The 20,698-nt window shown below is 43.4% G+C and carries 16 protein-coding genes; 6 read left to right on the top strand and 10 right to left on the bottom strand.

All coding sequences use genetic code 11. The features are described 5' to 3' along the window. Window positions 1–11 precede the first annotated feature (11 nt). Window positions 12–857, bottom strand: coding sequence for a KPN_02809 family neutral zinc metallopeptidase (ypfJ, locus tag B0I27_RS11535; RefSeq protein ID WP_106293445.1), 846 nt, complete (start codon window positions 855–857; stop codon window positions 12–14). A 218-nt stretch (window positions 858–1,075) separates the two neighbouring features. On the opposite strand from ypfJ, the gene B0I27_RS11530 reads away from it, so the two are divergent. Beyond that, window positions 1,076–3,511: an LruC domain-containing protein gene (locus B0I27_RS11530; protein WP_181276760.1), complete on the top strand. Its 2,436-nt coding sequence runs from the start codon at window positions 1,076–1,078 to the stop codon at window positions 3,509–3,511. Between the two features lie 68 nt (window positions 3,512–3,579). Here B0I27_RS11530 and B0I27_RS11525 read toward each other — a convergent pair whose 3' ends face one another. The 3 genes from B0I27_RS11525 to B0I27_RS11515 all read right to left on the bottom strand — a co-directional run bounded on the left by B0I27_RS11525 (window position 3,580) and on the right by B0I27_RS11515 (window position 9,587). Continuing rightward, complete coding sequence (locus tag B0I27_RS11525) at window positions 3,580–4,710, bottom strand: efflux RND transporter periplasmic adaptor subunit (RefSeq protein WP_181276759.1); 1,131 nt, start codon at window positions 4,708–4,710, stop codon at window positions 3,580–3,582. A 7-nt stretch (window positions 4,711–4,717) separates the two neighbouring features. Continuing rightward, entirely contained in the window at window positions 4,718–9,040 is a 4,323-nt protein-coding gene (locus B0I27_RS11520; RefSeq protein WP_106293439.1) for a CusA/CzcA family heavy metal efflux RND transporter, read from the bottom strand. Window positions 9,041–9,233: 193 nt separating this feature from the next. Next, window positions 9,234–9,587 (bottom strand): hypothetical protein, encoded by a 354-nt coding sequence (locus B0I27_RS11515; RefSeq protein ID WP_146133123.1) that lies wholly within the window; start codon window positions 9,585–9,587, stop codon window positions 9,234–9,236. Window positions 9,588–10,032: 445 nt separating this feature from the next. Here B0I27_RS11515 and B0I27_RS11510 point away from each other — a divergent pair, with 445 nt between their 5' ends. Genes B0I27_RS11510 through B0I27_RS11500 form a run of 3 tightly spaced genes read left to right on the top strand, consistent with a single transcriptional unit; the run spans window position 10,033 to window position 12,306 of the window. Further along, entirely contained in the window at window positions 10,033–10,749 is a 717-nt protein-coding gene (locus B0I27_RS11510; RefSeq protein WP_106293435.1) for a pseudouridine synthase, read from the top strand. A gap of 33 nt (window positions 10,750–10,782) precedes the next feature. Further along, window positions 10,783–12,072, top strand: coding sequence for a DEAD/DEAH box helicase (locus B0I27_RS11505; protein WP_106293433.1), 1,290 nt, complete (start codon window positions 10,783–10,785; stop codon window positions 12,070–12,072). Between the two features lie 3 nt (window positions 12,073–12,075). Next, window positions 12,076–12,306 (top strand): hypothetical protein, encoded by a 231-nt coding sequence (locus B0I27_RS11500; RefSeq protein WP_342751876.1) that lies wholly within the window; start codon window positions 12,076–12,078, stop codon window positions 12,304–12,306. A gap of 48 nt (window positions 12,307–12,354) precedes the next feature. Here the strand turns inward: B0I27_RS11500 and B0I27_RS11495 are convergent, their stop codons facing one another. The 3 genes from B0I27_RS11495 to B0I27_RS11485 all read right to left on the bottom strand — a co-directional run bounded on the left by B0I27_RS11495 (window position 12,355) and on the right by B0I27_RS11485 (window position 14,892). Further along, window positions 12,355–12,681, bottom strand: coding sequence for a DMT family transporter (locus tag B0I27_RS11495; protein WP_106293431.1), 327 nt, complete (start codon window positions 12,679–12,681; stop codon window positions 12,355–12,357). Window positions 12,682–12,715: 34 nt separating this feature from the next. Then, entirely contained in the window at window positions 12,716–13,801 is a 1,086-nt protein-coding gene (locus B0I27_RS11490) for an SGNH/GDSL hydrolase family protein (protein WP_245925494.1), read from the bottom strand. A 134-nt stretch (window positions 13,802–13,935) separates the two neighbouring features. Then, complete coding sequence (locus B0I27_RS11485) at window positions 13,936–14,892, bottom strand: hypothetical protein (RefSeq protein WP_146133122.1); 957 nt, start codon at window positions 14,890–14,892, stop codon at window positions 13,936–13,938. 370 nt (window positions 14,893–15,262) lie between these two features. On the opposite strand from B0I27_RS11485, the gene B0I27_RS11480 reads away from it, so the two are divergent. Beyond that, window positions 15,263–16,336: a hypothetical protein gene (locus B0I27_RS11480; protein WP_219905015.1), complete on the top strand. Its 1,074-nt coding sequence runs from the start codon at window positions 15,263–15,265 to the stop codon at window positions 16,334–16,336. On the opposite strand, the gene B0I27_RS11475 is transcribed toward B0I27_RS11480, so the two are convergent. Both B0I27_RS11475 and B0I27_RS11470 read right to left on the bottom strand, forming a co-directional pair. Beyond that, complete coding sequence (locus B0I27_RS11475; protein ID WP_181276758.1) at window positions 16,333–17,283, bottom strand: glycosyltransferase family 2 protein; 951 nt, start codon at window positions 17,281–17,283, stop codon at window positions 16,333–16,335. The two genes, B0I27_RS11480 and B0I27_RS11475, sit on opposite strands and share 4 nt — an antisense overlap. 10 nt (window positions 17,284–17,293) lie before the next feature. Further along, window positions 17,294–18,730 (bottom strand): oligosaccharide flippase family protein, encoded by a 1,437-nt coding sequence (locus B0I27_RS11470; RefSeq protein ID WP_106293422.1) that lies wholly within the window; start codon window positions 18,728–18,730, stop codon window positions 17,294–17,296. A 113-nt stretch (window positions 18,731–18,843) separates the two neighbouring features. On the opposite strand from B0I27_RS11470, the gene B0I27_RS11465 reads away from it, so the two are divergent. Beyond that, window positions 18,844–19,728, top strand: coding sequence for a glycosyltransferase family 8 protein (locus B0I27_RS11465; protein ID WP_245925493.1), 885 nt, complete (start codon window positions 18,844–18,846; stop codon window positions 19,726–19,728). Here the strand turns inward: B0I27_RS11465 and B0I27_RS11460 are convergent. Further along, entirely contained in the window at window positions 19,717–20,634 is a 918-nt protein-coding gene (locus B0I27_RS11460; protein WP_106293418.1) for a glycosyltransferase family 8 protein, read from the bottom strand. The genes B0I27_RS11465 and B0I27_RS11460 overlap by 12 nt on opposite strands. Window positions 20,635–20,698: the final 64 nt, after the last annotated feature.

Below are 20,698 nucleotides of genomic sequence, written 5' to 3'. Positions count from 1 at the left end.
TAAGATACAGATCAGAGTGAGCTGGTAGCAAAAGTATCTCCGGAACGAATGTCCCCCGTCTCAAAGCCGCGCTTAAACCATCGCATCCGCTGCTCAGAAGTTCCATGAGTGAAAGCATCGGGAACAACATATCCTTGAGCCTGCATCTGAAGGCGATCATCGCCAATGGCGTTTGCCGCCTTCAAAGCTTCTTCAATATCACCCGCGTCGAGCAGATCTTTCCTCTGCGTGTGATGTGCCCATACTCCTGCAAGGAAGTCGGCCTGTAATTCAAGCCGCACCGAGAGGGCGTTCAATTCTTCCTCGCTAACCTTACCTCTCATCCGGTCTATCTTATCAGTGGTGCCCAACAAATGCTGGATATGATGCCCCACCTCATGGGCTATTACATAGGCCATCGCAAAGTCGCCAGGTGCACCGAAGCGATTCTGCAGCTCATCATAGAAACTCAGATCAATGTACACCTTGCTGTCAGCCGGACAGTAAAAGGGTCCGGTAGAAGAACTAGCCGCCCCACAACCTGATCTGACCTGATTACTGAAAAGAGTAAGCACAGGTTTTTCATATCTAAGATTCTGTGCGGTGAAAACACTATCCCAGACGTCCTCCGTTTCCGCAAGAACAACCGCAACAAAATGAGCATTCTCGTCTTGCTTAGGATCTGTGCTAAGCCCTGTCCCTTGTGTCGGTGAAGCTCCCTGTTGCGTCATCCCAATAAATTCGAGAGGGTTTTGTCCCGTAAGCAGTGCGAAAACCACTGCAATTACTGCAGCAAGTCCGCCACCTACCGCGAGTCCACCGCCGCCGCTTCTCCTGTCTTCTATATTACCACTTTGGCGCCTGCCCATCCATTTCATAATGATTATTTTTATTGAGCTGAACAACAGGCAGAAGCAATGGTTTGGATGCGCGTATAAGAAGTGAGAATTCTTTGTTTCCCACTGGGGAATATTTTCCCTTATAAATTTGCAATTACTACCTTTAACCCGTTGAGAAATGCAATTTCACGGTTGTGTAAGCTGTGAAATATGTTGGCACATATGTTGCCTTTAGTTGTGTATTCACTTATATGTTTATGAAGAGATTTTTTTTATTAGCTGTTTCCGTTCTCACCTTGACAGCTGTTTCGTGTAAGAAGGACAGTGTCACGGAGGGAGACTCAGGATCTACCGGCGAAATTACTGTACCTGCTTCATTTAATTGGGGAACATCGAGGGATGTAAGTTTCAGCATTTCCATCACAGACTCCCGTTTTGCAAATAAAATTCATGTAGTATCCATTTACGCAGGCAACCCTGAAGCGGGTGGCGAATTGCTCTCTAAAGGAAGCGCTACTTTGACAAGTTCTTTCAATACGAAGATTTATCTACCTACGGCGCTTTCAGAAGTCTATATCGTTAAGACAGCCCCTGATGGTTCTAAAGTGATCAATAAGGCTACGATTACTTCTTCGGAAGTATCACTAGCACTTGGAGCTACTTCGGTAGCTGCGTCTATGAGGACTCTTTCTGCTACTGGCTTCCAAACTGCTGCTGTACCTGAGACTAGTCCGGCCTGTGCGTCTGGCGCGGGAGTGACTACTATCACATCCTTTAGTTCAGATTTTAATGCTCAAAACAACGGGACTTACTCTGTAACAGCAAGTGACGTAACTTTAAAAATCGGTTGGGGGCCGCATAATGGGACGCTCTATATCTGCGGTAAAAATGTTAAACTGTCCGGTGGCACGCTGAATGGATTAAATGTTATTATTACCGATGCAGGAAGTGCTACCATCGAAGGTACGCAATGGAACACCGCAGCATCTATTAAAAACTTCGGGACGCTTACAATGAAAGGCGGCCAATGGAACACTCAAATTGTCGGAACGCTTTATAATGTCGGTACGCTAACCGCAGAGTACTTTACAATTAAGAATGGCGTAGGGACTAATTATGGTACGATTACTTCAAATAAAGGGATCTGGGTCGATGTTCAAAGCAGTTTCACTAATCATGGGACTGTTAACTCTTTGGGAACATTTAATGCAGAGAATGGAGGTCGTGTTTTCAACCACAGCATCTTTAAGATAGCTGGCGTGTTTACAATCGGCGCGAGGCCATCCACGTTTGAGAACTATGGGACTTTCACTAGTTCAACCGGTAACATCGTTATGAATTCTGATGCTGTCATCAAGAATTCTGGGACTTTCACTGCAGAGAGCTCCCACCTGGAGTTTGCGGGAGATTTTACAAATAACACAGGCGAAGTAAAGGTGAAGAGCCTTACTGCTCAAAGCGGAACATTTACTAACCGTTGCAAGCTTACTGTGTTGACAGACTTTTCATTGAATGGAGCAACAATGAAGAACGAATCTTTCATAGACGTGAAGGGCAACACAAATATGACTTCCAACATGACCCTCACTGCACAGGCCATGTTCAAAACAAATAACTTACTTGGTACTACTAACACGGTAAGTGGTCCTGCCGATGGTACCGAATGGGCTCTGTTCAGAGTGACCGGTACATCAGCAGACGCAGTTAATGACGCAGGAGGCATATTTACCGGACGCGTGCTCTATTGCGACAGCAAAAGAACATTAGACGCAAGACATTTTAGCAACTCTGCCAAAAGTGGCTGTGACGTTTATATCCCAGCAACTGAGTGTAGCGAAGGCTATGGCGTTGATCCTAACCCTTCGTTGCCCGATACAGACAAAGACGGCGTTATAGATGTTGAAGATGACTATCCTACAGACCCTACAAGGGCTTATAAAAATCGTCAGATTAACTATAACAACGGCGGTTCTACCATAGCATTTGAAGATAAATGGCCGTACCAGGGAGATTATGACATGAATGACGTTGTAATTAGCTATCGTTACGAAATCGGAACTAGTGCAGCCAATCAAGTCGTCTCTGTAGACGCTAATTTTAAGCTAATTGCAACTGGCGGGGAATACAAAAACGGTGCAGGTATCCAATTCAACATTCCAAAGGACAATCTGGTAAGTATTACTGGTGCTGCCGCTGAAGCAAATCAGGACAGTCTTGTTATTATCCTCTTCAATAATAGCCGCGATGAGCAGTCCAACTGGAATACTTCCGCCACTACCATTGCGGATAGCAAAGAATACACCGTAGCGTTTAGAATTAAAAATGGTCCAACGATCGAGAAATTTGGAGTAGGTAACTATAACCTGTTTATCTGGAATAATACAGGGGGCTTTGGTAGGGGATACGAAACCCATCTACCGGGTCATCAGCCAACAAAACTTGCAGACCGTGCCTTATTTGGATTAGGTGATGATAATACAACTGCCGGCAAGCCGTACTACAGCAAATCAGGTATGACGTGGGCACTCGAGATTCCTATTTCAAACTTCGCCTATCCTATTGAGAAAGCCGATATAACCCTTGCTTACCGGAAATTTGCAGACTGGGCCAGATCTGGTGGAAAAGTGGAGACTGAGTGGTATAAAAAGACTTCTTCAGACTACCTTAACCAGGAGTTGATCTTCAAGAAATAATATTCTCTAAATTTTATCTCTTTTGATGCCCCTCACGATCTCGCGAGGGGCATTTTTTTAGCATCTTTTTAATCTTCCTCCGCTTTGTTTTTTAACGCCATCAATAGGGTATAGGCTCCTTTTTGAACAATTCTTGCATCTTTCAATTTCTGCGGCTCAATGATTTCCGTCAACCCGTTTCCGCTGATACCTGTTTTTACAGCTACGAACTCATACCTAACGCTATCCAGAACTTTGAATACATAGTTTTTGCCTTCAAAAGTTAAGATACTTTCTTGGGGTAGTGCATACCTTTTATTATTCGGAATTTCTATCTCAGCATTCATATAAAGTCCCGGAATTAAGTATGCGTCAGCATTATGGAAGCGGACATATAAATCCACTGTTCGTTCTTCTGAAATGTTTTTTCCCGTCAGCATAATTTCCCCCTTGTATTTTTTGTCTGGATTATTGTTGGTGTAGGCAGCAATGGACTGACCTGTAGCTATTTTATCCCAATCCTTTTCGAAAACTTTAAGGTTCAAGTGCATGTCTTTCAAATTCACTAGTTCAAAAAGTATATCGGCAGGGGAAACATATTTGCCGGTATTAACAAAGATCCGAGAAACATATCCATCAAACGGAGCAAAAATCCGGGCAGTTCGACGAATATTATCTACCGAAACATTTGCCGGGTTGAAGTTGACTAACCTGAGCTTTTCCTCTAATGACTGTTTGGAAATGCGGAGCGTTTCGTACTCTGCCTTTGCCTGTTGATATACTTTGTCACTGCTCGCTTTGCTCCGGTTAAGCTCTTCCTGACGCTCGTATTCTGCGGATGCTTTTTGCAGTTGGGCTTTTGCTGTCAGATAGTCTTGCTGCAATTGGATATACTGGTTATCTTCCAGTACGGCAACTACATCCCCCTTTCTGAAGTGCATGCCGGGTAGCAGCCTGACAGATTTCACATGGCCTCCAAGCGCACTGCCTACCGAGACGAGATTCTGCGGAGGAACAGCGATTACTCCGTTTAGCTTTAAGGTTTGCGAAATGGAGTGTTCCTGCAGATTAACAAAGGAAAGTTCCGATAATTTTGATTGCTCCGTAGAAAGTTGCAAGACGTCTTCCGTTCCCTCCGACACTGTTTTCTGACTTGTATTTTTGTTGTTCCCGCAGCTTAAAAATAAGACAGAAACAATGATTATGACTATATTTTTCATTGTTATTTTATCGTGAAATAAGATATTGAATGTCGATAATTCCCTGATTGAATTGTAACACAGCATCGAAGTAGTCGCTCTGGATTTGCATAGCCTGATTGTTCAGTACTACCCAGTCCAGGTAATTGATTTCTCCGCCGTCAAACTGTTTGTTTGCCGTGCTGAAGATTTTTTTAGCAGCAGGAAGTAGTCTTCGATTATAGGTTTCAATAATTGTTAGCTGAGCCTGGTGGCGTTGTATAGCAGCATCATATTTGGCCTTCCATTGCGCCTTATGAACGGCCAACTCGTTCTCGGTATATAGAATTCTCTGCTGTTCAGCTTTGATGTGCGATTTTTGCGACTTCGAAAAAACAGGTATACTCAAAGCCACTTCAACAGAGTTATACCGACTTCTATTCAAGTCCTTAAAGCTCTGGTTGAAATATCCCAGGGATAGGCCAGGCAGCAGTTTCGACTTTTCCAAGCGTACAGATGCTTTAGCCTTTTCAATTTCTTGGGCTGATATCCGGATATCCGGATGTTGGTATAAATCGGTTACGGTATCCGGGAGAATGTTTTCAGCGATAATACTGCTTCCAATCGGTTCATAACGCAATTTAGCATTGAGAATCAGTTGTAACTGTATTCTCGCCAGTTCAATTTCATTTGCTAAAACCTTCAATTGAATGGCGATATGCTCTCGTTGAACTTCGGCTGCTGTTTTTTCCAGTAGATTGCTTTCGCCTTGTTCGAAGCGTAAGGCAGCCTTTTCGAGAAAACCGGTATACATATCGTCCGATTCTTTCAGCATCTTTTCTTTATCGCGCAGAACCAAGATGTGGTAAAACAGTTCTGTAACGGTTTTCCTGATTTCTATTTTATTGAGATCAACAGCAATTACCGTTGAGGCCCACTCTTCATTCAATAGTTTTTTCTGATTAGTGTACACGGTTGGGAACTGGAAAGACTGCGAAACTCCCAACTTATTGTCTGCTACCTTACTGTTGATCTGGCCATACTCCGTTGTGATAGTTGTTTGAGGCAAATCTGCCCCTGTTAACGTTAGTTTCTGATAATACTCAGCAAGTAGGGCCTTGCTTTTTTTGGACAGGTTATTTGTAGTTGCGGTGTCTACGGCTTGATCGAGCCTTATCGTCTGTCCGACTGCCGGTAGCTGCATGAGCAACAGCGCTAGTAAAGCTGTGTTGCCTTTACGAAATCTTAGTTTTGGAAATTTCATTTTCTCAACGTGAATAAAAAGAGTGGGAAGCACAAACAAGGTCAAGAAAGTAGCAAACAGTAATCCGCCTATCACCACCGAAGCAAGAGGGCGTTGCACCTCCGCTCCGGCTCCATTACTGAGCGCCATAGGTAAAAACCCGAGTGAAGCTACTAATGCAGTCATCAATACCGGACGTAGCCTCGTCTTCGAACCAACCAATGCGATATGGACCAGATCTTTTTCACCATTTTTTTTCAGTCGGTTAAATTCTGCTATAAGCACAATCCCGTTCAAAACCGCCACGCCAAATAAGGCAATAAATCCGATGCCGGCACTGATACTGAATGGCATCCCACGTAATGCCAGCAAAAATATTCCTCCTATAGCAGATAAGGGGATAGCTGAATAGATTAACAGGCTTTCCTTAACCGAGCGAAAAGCAAAAAATAAAAGGATGAATATTAATGCCAATGAAACAGGAACGGCGATCATCAATCTGTTTTTCGCCTGGTTAAGATTTTCAAAGGCCCCACCATAGGTGACATAATATCCCGGCGAAAATCTGAGTTGCTTATCCGCTTTTTCCTGGAGCTCGTTGACAATACTTTGTACGTCACGAGACCTAACATTAAAGCCAATCACAGTTCGTCGCTTAGCGTCTTCTCGTTGTATTTGCGCAGGGCCATCTTCTATGTTTACATCAGCCAACATATACAAGGGAATTGGATTGCCTTTCGGAGTCGGAATAAGCAGGTTTCTTATATCTTCTACATTCTCTCTTTGTTTTTCATCGAGTCGAAGTACCACATCAAATCGTTTTTCGCCTTCATAAACCTTTCCCGCGCTCTGACCTGCGAAAGCAGTGTTCACAATTCTGTTTACATCTGATATATTCAGTCCGGACTGAGCCATGCTTGCCCGTTTATATCTCACAATGACTTGAGGGAGACCCGTAATAGGCTCAATATAAATATCCTGAGCACCTTGTACTGTTTTGACTATCTCCCCAAACCGATTCGCATAGGCAGCCAAACTGTCCAGATCTTCACCAAATATCTTACACACTACATCTTGTCTTGCTCCGGTCATCAGCTCATTGAAACGCATTTGCACGGGAAATTGGAATCCGGTGCTGATACCGGGAACGGCCTCCAGTGATTTGCTCATCTTTGCAGCCATTTCCGGGAATGTTTTGGCAGACGTCCATTCTTTTTTATCCTTGAGAATAACCATCATATCACTGGCTTCCATAGGCATAGGATCAGTCGGAACTTCGCCGCTTCCTATTTTAGTCACAACCATATCGACCTCAGGATATTCTGTCTTAAGGATATGGGCGGCTTTTTGGGTGTAGTCGATGGTCGTTTGCAGATTACTCCCTGTCAGAACCCGGGTATCTACTGCAAAGTCACCTTCTTCCAACGCTGGAATAAACTCGCCACCTAATCTTGACAGGATGAAAATCGCGAAGATAAACAGAGCAACGACGGTACTGATAACCGTTTTGGGGAAATGCACTACTCTTCGCAGTACGGAGTGGTGCAAGTTTTCCAACTTTCCCATCATCCTGTCAGATAAGGTCGCTTTGTGGTGAATTTTTTTGCTCAAAAAAAGTGAACTCATCATGGGGATATAAGTCAAGGATAGAATGAAGGCACCGATCAAAGCGAAGATGACGGTTTGTGCCATCGGCCTGAACATTTTCCCCTCAATACCTTGTAAGGTGAAAATGGGCAGGTAAACGATTAGAATGATAATTTGCCCGAAGACCGCACTGTTTACCATTCTAGTAGCTGAAGACCCTACCTGCTTGTCCATTTCTGACTGAGTGATCTTATTTACCACCGCATACTTCTTACCCTCATGAAATTGGTGGAGCACCGCTTCGACTATGATAACGGCACCATCCACAATCAGCCCGAAATCCAGTGCACCAAGGCTCATCAAATTGCCACTTACCCCAAAGAGGTTCATCATAATAATGGCAAAAAGCATAGAAAGCGGAATGACGGATGCCACCAGAATTCCCGCACGGAAATTTCCAAGAAACAATACCAGAACAAATACAACAATCAAAGCCCCTTCCGCCAGGTTCTTTTCAATTGTCGCTATTGCGCTGTTGACCATTTTTGTTCGGTCCAGAAAGGGTTCAATGACAACTCCTTCGGGTAATGATTTTTGGATAGCGGCGATGCGCTCCTTTACGTTTCTGATGACTTCGTTGCTATTTGCTCCCTTAAGCATCATAACGACTCCTCCGGAAACTTCGCCCTGATCATTATACGTCATCGCGCCATATCGGGTCGCGAATCCTATTTTCACATCTGCAATATCGCGTATTAGTATAGGTACCCCGTCTTTTGTATTGCTCACGGAAATATTGCCAATATCCTCATCGCTGCTAATCAGACCTTCACTTCGGATATACAGCACGGTAGGCCCTTTTTCAATATAAGCGCCACCCGTATTTTGATTGTTATTTTCTAACGCAGAGAAAATGTCTTGGATGCTCAGATTCTGCGAGTGAAGCTTATTGGCATTGACGGCAATCTCATAGGTTTTTAGTTTTCCGCCGAAGCTGCTGACCTCTGCAACACCCTTCACGCCCAATAGCTGCCTGCGTACAATCCAGTCTTGAATAGTTCGTAATTCGGTAACATCATAACGACCTTCGAATCCTTTCTCAGTATGAACCACATATTGGTAAATTTCACCGAGTCCTGTCGATATAGGTCCCAGTTCAGGAGCGCCTATACCATCCGGTATTTCGTTTTGCACAGATTGCAAACGTTCTGCTACCTGTTGCCGTGCCCAATACACGTCGGTGTCATCGTCAAAAACAATGGTAACCAATGACAGACCAAAGCGGGAGAAACTCCTTATCTCGGTGATGCCGCTAATATTACTGTTAGCTTGTTCAACAGGGAAGGTGATCAAACGTTCAATATCTGTAGCACCAAGTGATGGAGCTGTTGTAATAACCTGAACCTGATTATTGGTAATATCCGGCTGTGCGTCTATAGGAAGTTTCGTGGCTTCGTATATACCGAAGATGATCAGGACTATGACAAAAAGCCCAGTGATGAGCTTATTCCGGATGGAAAGCTCAATGATTTTATGTAACATGATTAATTAATACCGTTGATAGTTGATGGAATTGCAGATTGCGGGTAATGCATGACTATAGGCTAAAACCCGAAGAGAAACATGATTAAACGGAACAAGCTAAACGTGTGTCGGCCGGGCGCCATGTAGGTCTATAGCCATAACATCCGCTGAGGGAACAGCAAGTCCGGTAAAATCAGTTTCTAAGAAATAATTAACAGTATTTTGGCGGTTGCCAGATAGAAGAAAGGAAGTGCTTCTGAACGAAGAAATCATCATGTGGCAGCACTTTCTGAAGATGCCATGAATCGCGTATTTCTGTCGCTTCAAAAAAATAAGAAGGTGTTATAACGAAACAAAAAAACAGGAGAACGGTGTTGGAAATGAAGGGGAGTCTTTGAGACTGAGCGTAATCCTCATCGTGAGGATGCCCCATTAAATGATTGTCGTAATGAAGTACCAAAAAATCGATTACAGAAAGTTGGGGACTTTTGTCTTTATGTTGGAAATAGTGCTCTATCAATACAGGAAATTTCAACAACTGCGAAAGTTCGGTAGTTGAAATCATATAAACGGTTAGTAAAAATATTACCAGCACCCTTTTCATTATTCCAAAATTACGAAAAATATGACTGCACTTTTCCTTTTTTAGCAACCTATTTGTTCAGAGGCCAACCAGAATATTTTTCCTCATATGCGTGTGAATGAATTTTCAGCATCTATCACTTCCATCTTTTGCTGTTGTCGAATTTATACGTAGATTTTTATATGATAATGTTAATTCTGTCATAAAGTGCTGATAATGACCTGTATCACTTGATTATTGATCTTCCGATGCTTACATTTGAAAGAAAGAGGAGGCATCATGATCGAGTTTTTTATATTTTCCATGTGCATAATCTATTTTATGTGGGAATTTAACCATGAGTAAGGACACTATTGCTTGACGTGGAAATAGACCTTATTCTGTAATACGATAGGAAAAACTTAAGTTTGTCCTTTCAATTACTTTAATGCTGGATATTTTATACAGGGATGAGTACCTCATCGCCGTCAATAAACCCCATGGGCTTCTCGTACACAGGTCTCCCATAGCAATGGATGTACAGGAGTTTGCCCTTCAGATCCTTCGTGACCAAATCAATCACTATGTGAATCCTGTGCATCGCCTGGACAGAAAAACAGGGGGAGTGCTATTGTTTGCACTCAGCAAAGAGGCGGAGATCGCCATGCACAAACAGTTTCAGGAAAGTAAGGTAAAAAAGAAATACCTCGCCATCGTTAGGGGGCATACCCCTGATCAGGACGAGATAGATTATCCTCTTAAGAAGGAAAACGGTGCGATACAGGAAGCATTGACCTTATATAGAACGCTGGAAAGGGCTGAAATTGATGTCGCCTTTGGTGCACATCCGACCTCCAGATATTCGCTCGTCGAAGCTACTCCGCAAACCGGTCGAATGCATCAGCTCCGCAAACATTTCAGTCACGTCTTTCATCCCATAATCGGCGATAGAAAACATGGCTGCAATAAGCAAAATAAGCTCTTTAAGGAGACCTGGGAGATGACCACCATGTTGCTGCACGCCTCTAGTCTATCGTTCAGTCACCCTATGAATTCACAGGAGGTTGTTATCGAGGCGCCCCTCCAAGCCGAATTTAAACGCGTTATGGACTTAATGTCGTGGGATATTAGTTCCTATGATGTTCCACAAGGGATAAAGTTGTAAATTTGTCGTTTCTCCTTTAAAAATTTAAGTATTGTGTGGTTAGAAAAGATTAAGCTTAGTAAACAGCTGGTAAGGTCGGTAACGGAAGCCGGGTACCTGGTGCCTAAAGAAATTCAGCTCCGTACGATGTCCCGAATTATCGGTGGACAGGATATTATCGCTGTGGGCCCCGAAGGCTGTGGCAAAACGACCACCTATATACTCGGTGTTTTGATGCGACTTAAACAAACGCCAGAGATTGCACCCCGTGCCCTCATCCTCGTCCCTGATAAGGAACGTGTAGAGGCTGTTGTAGAACAAATTAACCTGTTGAACAAGAATAAGTCGCTTCGCATCGTAAGTCTGACTCCCGGTTCCGGTATGGAAGCAGAGCTCGACGAACTGGCTGATGGAGCCGATATTATAGTAGCAACTCCGGATCGCGCAAGAGCCATCTACCTGAAGCTCGCACTCGACCTGAATAAGATACAGATGTTTGTAGTTGATGATGCTGAGCTTATCGTGAAACAGGGGCTGCAGCTGCCGGTAAATGAGCTCGCCAACAGCATTATCAAATGTCAGCGACTGGTCTTCGCTGAAGTCATGCACTCCCGGATTGAGCAGATGATTGAGCCGTTTATGCGCGATCCCAGCTTTGTAGAAGTGGAAGAGGAAGTGGAGCCCGTTGCGGAGATTTATCCCCAGGAGCTCTATAACGTTCCGAATTTCAGAACAAAGTTGAACCTTCTTAACGTTCTTCTTCGCGACTCTGAATTACCGAAGACCGTAGTTTTTGTCAACACGCGTCTTACCGCTGAGAAAGTGTATAACAGTCTTTTTTCGAAAGTTAAGTCTAAGTCAGCCATTCTGAATCCCGTGTTTTTTGAGTCTAGAGGAGTAGGTTCAATTGATGACTTTTACGATTCGGAAGAATTGGAGACCCTCATCGTGGCCAATGAGCTTACCGCTCCCGTCAATCTTCGTGGAATAGACCGCATTATTCACCTCGAGCCGCCCGTGGAGAAAGAAACTTTTATCTCCAGAGTTATCAAAGACCAGGATGAAGAGATAGATGCCGTATCTGTTGTTTTCTCAACAGACATCGAACTCGCGGATATAAAAAAGGTAGAACAGGCCCTTGGTTACAAGTTTCCAATAGTGTCATTGCCCGAAGGTGTGGTTGTGGATGCAGAAAGCAAACCGAAGGCCAAGGCGAAGCGAAAAACGGAAGAAGAACCTGCAAGGGGCGAAGCTTTCCATGAAAAAAAGGAAAAGAACAGCAAAGATTATAACATAGGCGCCGGTAAGAAAGCCAAGTTAGACAGAAAAAGAAAACATAGTTAATAAATGATGCAAGAGCCGTTTGACATAGAAGTAGGAGAGGTAGAGTATGCCGTATTCCCTGAAGAAGACGATACTTATACCATCTTTAAAGATGGTGTTGAATATCTTAAAATACAAAAAGATACTGAGAAGCTCTGGCTGAAGCTTGATAGTGAAACCGATCTTCCTCTCTTTTCGGAAGACGAGGAGGTTCGCCTGATCGGCCAGCAGATAAGTGCTTATCTCGGAGAATAAAAGAAAGCCTTTCCTGATGAATTTATATCATCGGACAGGCTTTCTTCTTTAGGAAGAAACATATTTCAGTCCGGCGATCGAAGCAATCAACGTAGTTAGAAAGAAGATTCTGCCCAACGTTGCAGGTTCTTTAAACACGATGATACCTACCAGAACGGTCCCGACCGCGCCAATTCCCGTCCATACAGCATAAGCCGTACCTATCGGCAGTGTTTGAGTCGCTTTGATGAGCAGCAACATACTGATCGTTAAGCAGACAACAAAGCCCGTCCCCCAAAGTATGGCGGTGTTACCGCTCGTCTCCTTCATCTTTCCAAGGCAAGAAGCAAAGCCAACTTCAAATAGTCCGGCTATAATGAGAATGATCCAATTCATGCAGTTTTAATTTCCTGCAAAGATGGAAAATAATCTACCACCTTTTGATTCGTTTTATCACTTTGCTGAGCTCGCCGGCTATTTCTTCATGTTCTGATAAGTCCGGATGCTCACCGCAGCCTTTGTAAAATCGTTTACTGAAGGCGTAACTGTATACGTTATCATCGCCCGTTGTCTTCATCTCGTTGATCACGGCACCGAGATTTGTTTTCAAGAACGCAAGAAGATCGCGACTCGCCATTGGGCTCGTCAGGCATAGAATAGTCGCCCGGGGGTAGTGAGTCCTCAGTTGCTTCAAGAATGCTATGTAGGCATCACAAAATGCGGTGGAGTCTTGAATTCCGTCGTTCTGCCCCAGACAAACCGTAACAACATCGGGCTGGTATTGCGAAAAATCCCATGTACCGGTATTTTCCCGCATATTCATTTTATCGAATACTTGTGGCATTTTAATATCCATGTCGCAGCAACTGTGGATCAGACCGATTCCTGAAACAGCACTCAATACCCAGTCAGCGTGTAACGAGCGGGCAGTTAGCGGACCGTAGCTCATATACGCGTTATGCTGGTCATACCACGCTCCAGTGCCGTTACAGGGAAACGACACGTCTGCACCCATCCCGCAGGTAATAGAATTGCCGATAAATTCGACCTTCCTGCTTTTTGATTCCGGGGGAGGTAACAACGTATCGCAGCGTACCCCTACAAACTCGATATATCCAATACCCGATTCCGTGCTTTTGCAGAGAAGAAATGTATGTGTCTTATCCGACAGGTTTTCAGCTATCCGGATTTTATTCGTTTTGCCCGACAGTTTTATACGCGTCGGTGCCCCATCATCAATAACCACCGTAATAAAGTTATGGCTGGTTCCGTACAAAACTTCGTCATTAACCTCAATCTCACAGCTTGACCCCTTAAATCTTCCCTGCACATATACGCCCGGCGAATAGAATCGGGGCAGGGAGGGATTTGTAAAATCCACCCGACCTGTGAACAGAAAAGCCTGGCTGGAGGCTGGATAGAACTTCTGATTATTCTTTTCTTTGGCAAATGATATCCCTGCAAAGCAAAATATGCTGAGGAATAACACTTTGCATATAAAGGAGCTGTTCATCATTGCGTTATGTTTAATTAAAAAAGTACATCACGAAAGAACAGTATTCTGCTCAGTCGTTGTAATGTTTTTTTAGCGAAATCTTGCTAATTGCGGACTTAGTAGCTGAACGAAGTACTGTCCCGGTCAGTTAAGCCTTAAAATGAAATCTTCTGTCGTAATTTAATTTTCGGCGGCTCCTGCTTGAAGCTGGAAGGGCTGGGCTGCTCGTCGACTATTTTTCCAACCCGCTTTTCCAGCTCTTTCAAAAGTCTGTTGCCATCATACCCCATCTCTTGAATCTTCTCGTGACGATCCGGGTAAGCCTCTTTGCTGAGGCGGAAGGGTTTGGCCGCCATCGGCGCCGCCTGTTCAGCCGGAAATGCCCCGATAATGGCGCAAGGACTGAAACCTTTGGTGTTCAGCAGGACATACTCCCCCGTGTGCGCTACTTGGCCATACATCAGCAGCGACATGCTCAGCATCACGATGCAGCCGGGACCTGCTTTTGCCTTCAGGGTAATGGTCTGCGGCTCCATAACCGCTGTCTTACGCACATCCAGATCCTTGATGTCCAGATACTCCAGGTACATCTGCCGGAAGTCCAATGCCACCACCATCAGCCGTATCCGGTAACGGGATGCGCTATCGGGATATCCTGCAGCCTTTTTCACATCTTCTTTGGGTTTGAACCTGCCCAGGCTTACTTCGATATTACCCTCTGCATTCCGGAATACACTGTGGCTGATTTGCAGGACTTCTGCAAGCGGACTGGCACCGTTGAAATCCATCCCCAGCAGATCCTGCAAATTGGCATCGTGAAGGTCACGCTGACCGATGCTGCCGCTCAGGCTGTTACGCAGACTGCGGTACACCTGCTGGGTGGTGCGGCTCACCGCTTCACCGTCCCGGTGGATATAAGCCGGCTCAAAAGCCCGGCGGATCACTGCCGCAGCCGAGCTGCTCAAGCCGAATTCGGTGGATGCCCGGATGCTTCCTTCAGTCTGTTCAAATTTGCGGGGCTTCCCCTGCATGATGTTCTTGCCGCGGTACATGCGGTAAATGACGGAACCTGCCTTTCCGCGTATTCTTCCTTTGTTGTCAATGCTAGCCATAATGTTATTTTGATTTAGAAAGGCAAGGTAGATCAGCAAGGGCCTGATGACGATTTTTTCCTGAAAATCGACAAAATTTTATGCTATTTTTAAAAAAACGTATCTCATATGCCGTCTGAAAGCCGGGAGACTGGGGGATATTCGATCTTGTATAAGCCTCTTTTTCGACAATATCTAAGCCGCGATATGTCCGACTATGACACCCTAAGTCGGACATATCAGGGAAGAGAGGCGCGTTATATAGGGCAGCATAGAGACGCGGATCTTTAAGGTTAGGGTTAGCGTCGGGGAATTGTTTACACATTACCGAATGCTTGGTTTTCAAGAATGGTGTTCTAACGCGCATTAGCGCGGTAAATAGTTTTGGTACGTGTTTGGAGTACTAAGGTTGGAGGCATTCTGTACGGATGCGCTCGCCATACTTATTAAGATGAAAAATATCGTGCTTCTTTGTTATGGGAAGGAAATAGAATACAATCGCGCAATCGTATCCATACTTAGTTTCCTTGCATGGAATAGAAAGGCTTCGACAGATTTTAGAATCGTTTGCTTTACCGATAATCCTGCTTACCTGAACAAGTATCTGTCAGATGTCAAGGTGGAGTATATTTATCTTAGTCCATCCAGAATGAACCACATGCTGGGCGGCACTACTTATATCCATCGACGTAAGATTTGTATTCTACAGGACGTGTATCTGCGCTATCCCGAAGATGACCTCATTTTTCTTGATTCTGACACGTTTTTTATATCCCATGCTCACGGCTTTATGAAAAAGCTGGAATCAGGTTACGCCATGATGCACGAACGTGAGTATAGAATAGAAGAAGCTCCGGAGATTTATAGGAAATATATGAGTGAGAAGCTTGAAAATGCAGCGGGTTATCCCCTGGCATTTATCAGGCAAATCGAAAGCCGGACATTCGCTGTTAAGAATGAGGAATTATCGTTCAGCATCGACCAGCATGTCTGGAATTCGGGGGTACTCGGTTTAAAGAACCAATTTTTACCTTATCTGGACTCTGTATTATCACTCAATGATGAGTTTTATAAAGAATCGAAATGGTTCATTAGCGAACAACTTGCGTTTGGCCTGCTATTACAACAAAAGACTCAAATCGCAGAAAGCTCAGCCTTCGTTAATCATTACCACCAAAGCAAGCATCATGTTGATCCGAGAATCAATAGTTTACTTGATGGGGAATTTCTTAAAATGAAACTGGTTGAGAAGTTAGCCTGCGTTAAGGCGTTTACCGTTAATGTAAACAAATTGGTGATACTGGATCGATCGTCCATGATAGCAATTGGAGCTTTCAAACGGAACAACATCATAAAAGGCTTTAAATATGCATGGAATGCACTGAGAAGTATTCCAATGCATTCCATGATTTATTCCTATACAAAGGATCGTATTGCTATGATGGCAAGCAATCGCAGATTCTAATTTTGGAGCCAGCTTCCGCGCTTTTTGTTACTATTTCTGTGTCTGACAATTTTCGTCATCTGAGACAGAATCACAAAGAAAACTTTCATTTCGAGGAACGACTCTTTGAAGCGAAGTTTAAGAAAAGCGGAAAAAAAGAATTCGATTCGTGATCTCAGGAAGACCATCAGGCAGTGATAGAAGCTCCGGTTGATATTCATCAACGTAATCAGGCAACCCACAATTTGCCGCTTATACCTTTTCTCGTAGGGGAATTTCTTCACATCAGCTAGTTGCTGCATCCTGTCATGGCATCCAAATGCTGCTGGACAAATACCAGTGTGTCCTCCATGATACATAACACGATGCATGTAGTCGTCGTCCTCTCCATAATGGGGAAAAATTGGATCAAACAGCCCAACCTTCTCAATACCTTCGCGTGAGATAAGCCAGAAAGCTGCATTAACAAAGGTTGTCGTATATACAGCCCGTTCTGTACCATTCCTTAGGATCAGGTCTGAAACCATGTTTTTGCAATGGTAGGGCGAGATGTAGAGCGAGAATCCGAAGTCGAGACTTTCTTCGGTTCCATCAAGATGTATGGGACTGAGAACATAATATTGCGGATTAGCCTGGTGAGCAGCAACCAGAGTTTCAATTGTATCAGGCATGATCCACGCATCCTGGTTTAAGAGGAACACATAATCGGCACCTTGTTCAAGAGCTTTTAGTATGGCGATGTTGTTCGCCTTCCCGAAGCCAAGGTTCTCGGAACTAATAACAACATCCACTTCAGGATATCCCTCACGGATTTTTGAAACACAATCGTCTGTAGACTGATTGTCCACAACAATTGTTTTTACGGGGAAATTTGATTGCCTCAAGCTGCCGAAGCATTTATCGACCCATACGGCTCCATTGTATGTAACGATAATCACAAATACTACTGGATTCTGGTCGGTATTCATATACATTTATTTAATAGCTAGAAGATCTGTTAGACGATATTTTGGACATGAAAATGGACATGATACTCTTAATCTCATTTTTTGAGCTGACAATCAGGTTGACGAGCATCATAAGAAGGAGAATGAGTTTAGCACCACTATGTTCAAAATAGCATGACAACCATATTCCCAGAGATAGCAAGATGATCGGAAGCCAGAAAAGCAATAGAGGCTTGAGTTTGAATTTCATCGCATTGTGAAATATATATACCATGTTGAAAGGGAGCACAAACAGTATGAAAAACAAGGAATAAAACTGTGCTATCCCCTGCAAGGAATAGTAAGCACCAATGGCGATACCGGCTATGGTAAAGAATGCGCCGAACCAGCCGCTGACCATCAAGTTTCTTTCTTTATTCATCAGAACGAGCACGTTTCCTGTTGTAGAAAGAAGTGATTGGCCGAATATCAGCAAACCGAAATAGGGAAGGAGTGTACCTACCTCGAGCCAGTTCTTTCCCCACAGAACAGAAACCAACTCAGTGGGGAACATGATAAATATGAAAGCGATAGGATAGACTATAATTGAAATGACTTTGAGTACAAAGGTGTACTCTTTATTTATATCGCCTCCCTCAGAGTTGAGTTTCTTAAGACTTGGGTATAAAACCGTACCCATCAGACCTGTGACCAGCGATAGGGGAAGAGTAAGTAAACTGTAGGCTCTATTGTAAATGCCCAGCTCGTTTACTCCGTAAATTTTACCCACGATTAGGTTGTCTGTGTTTCTGGACCAGTAGTTTACGAGGTTGAATCCCAGTAGATTCTGGATGCTATTACGGGTGTGCCTGAAGGCGATTTTTATATATTTGAAAGGATATAAGTGGTAGCCAAGATTGGTCTTATGCTCGTAGTAGATGATGCTGATAATCGAAGTAATAATCTGTGGGATGATTATCGCCCAATGTTCTGCTCCCAGGTAAGCGAGCAGTATGGTGAGGAGGATACTGACAATTGTGTTAATTAGTGTGATTTTTCCTATGTCATTGAAATTTAGAGACTTGGATAGTAGCGCTCCTCTGACGATCGATATGCTCCGGGTGACAAATGTTAGTGACAGGACTATAGCCGGTAAGATTAATGCATGATTATCGTAAAATGAAGCTATAGGCCAGGCCAGCAGGCTGGTGAGAACAAACAGTACCAGCCCTATATACAGGGCGAGCCCGTCCATACCTTTGTGGTAAGAATGGCGGTAGTCGCTTTTAATCACGGCCAGCGATATCCCACTGTCAGCAAATACGGATATGAAATTCGTGAAGACAGTAATTAAACCAACCAGACCATAATTTTCGGGGAGAAGGAGGCGTGCAGTGATAAAAGAGGATAGAAAGACGATGAGCTGGGATAAGTAATTGTAGCCGCCTGTCACTAAAACATTTTTGAAGAAAGTTTTCTTAAAGCTCATCAGAAAATTTTAACCCATTTATATTATCATCCCTGTCCTCTTACTGAAAGTGAAAAGTGTTAAAATTGCTTAACTTGGGCGATGTTTATTCGGTTAGCTAATATATGGAAGATATGAACAATGCGATAAATATTGTTACGGTATGTGATAATCACTACGCCGTTATGTTGGCAGCGTTGCTGAAATCCATTGAGGTAAACCGTGTAGGTGCGGAGCAAATCTTTCTTTATATCGTAGACGATGGGCTTAAAGCAAATAGCAAGAGGAAAATTTCGGATTCGGTTAGCGGAAATGTTTTTAAGTTAACCTGGCTTAGTCTGGATGATGTTATTTCCGACAAGTCGAGATTGCCCTTAGACAATTCCACATTTCCTTTAAATGTTTATATCCGCTTGTTTATTCCGCATTTTGTTCCTGAGTCATTAGAACGGGTGCTGTATCTCGACGTAGACATGATCGTAGAAACGGATATTGCGAAGTTATGGGAGGTTGATATGCAGGGCAAGGTGATCGCTGGTGTAGTAGACAGATCGGAGACGGTAAGTAGCAAGTGGGGCGGAATAACGAATTACGAGGAACTGGGACTTCGGCCAGAAACAAAGTATTTCAATAGTGGTCTGTTATTGATTGATCCGATTAAGTGGCGTGAAGAAGACTTGACGAATCGTATCCTTAGTTGCGTTAACGAAAACAGCCAGTATGCCGGATTTCCGGATCAGTATGGATTAAATGTTGTGCTGGCAGATCAATGGCTTGAACTAGATAGGCGGTGGAACAGCTACGCTACATCGGATGATTCTGACCCTTATGTTATTCATTTTATTGGTGTTAAGCCCATTTACATATCTTACGATTTGAACAGCGGTTTTAAGAACAGATTTTTTCATTATCTCAGTTTAACTCCCTGGAGTGGATTTAAACCGATCAGTAACAACTTCAGACTGATGAAGAAGTTGTATAATAGGATTGTTAAGAGATGGAAGGGCCTATCTTTTTAAGGCAAGCTTTCTTGCTGGAGGTCGCTGCTTTAGATAGAGTGGTAATTTTTCCAGAACATTTCTTGCCTTAATTATATATCGCTTGATCTCTCCGACCGGTTTGCTGTTTCTCCACTCAGTTTGATTTAAGTATTTATAAAAGAGTTCTTGGTATGCCTTGTTATTAAAGTAGGATTTATAAAAAGGCTTTCTATGAAAGAAATGTATATTGTACGGAGCCAGGTGCGTTCCGTCCGCATAATAATTCCAGAGGGGATCGAGTTCCAGCCACTTGCCTACAAGGTTTACGTTTAAACCATATTGATCGCTAAATTCAGTAAACTTTCTGTTATCATTTACGGAATGTATAACTTTTCTTGTGACATCTTCATCTCGCCATCTGGAGACATTCATAAGTAAAAGTCCGGAGTTAAAGTATTTTGAGTCGCCGGGCAAGCCTAGTTCTTTATAATTCTTTATGTTATTTTTGATATAGACAGCTGATGAGTCAGTTACAGCAGCCAAAACATAATTACTAACATCAGTCTGCCATAATTTACTTATGTCAAAGGTAACAATCATGTCAACGTCCATATACAATACTTTCGGTCGATTCGCTGGAATAAAATAGGGTATGAAGATCCTCATGAAGATATTGAGAGGATAGGTATTTCTGTCTAATGGTAACTTCATGTCATGAGGAATCGCTTCTTTATTTCTTATCCACAGAAGTTTAATCATCTTGCAATCAACTGAGGCTTCTAGTCTCGCCTTGTTTCTCCGGGAGATGTTGTCGTCGATGATCCACACTTCAATTAACTCACCCGATGTGTGGTTTATTTCAATTGATTTGAGGAGAGCAGCCAACATGATGACGTAGTGATTGTTGCAGGCGACCGCCAATATAATAGTATTAGGTTCTGACATAATAAGGCATATAATATTGCGTAATGATAATATTTTTACGTTAATAAACCGAATCATTTACAGT

Source organism: Arcticibacter pallidicorallinus, from assembly GCF_003002875.1.
GTDB lineage: Bacteria > Bacteroidota > Bacteroidia > Sphingobacteriales > Sphingobacteriaceae > Arcticibacter > Arcticibacter pallidicorallinus.
Note: the sequence above shows the minus strand (reverse complement) of the source record. Positions and strands in the feature narration are given on the sequence as shown.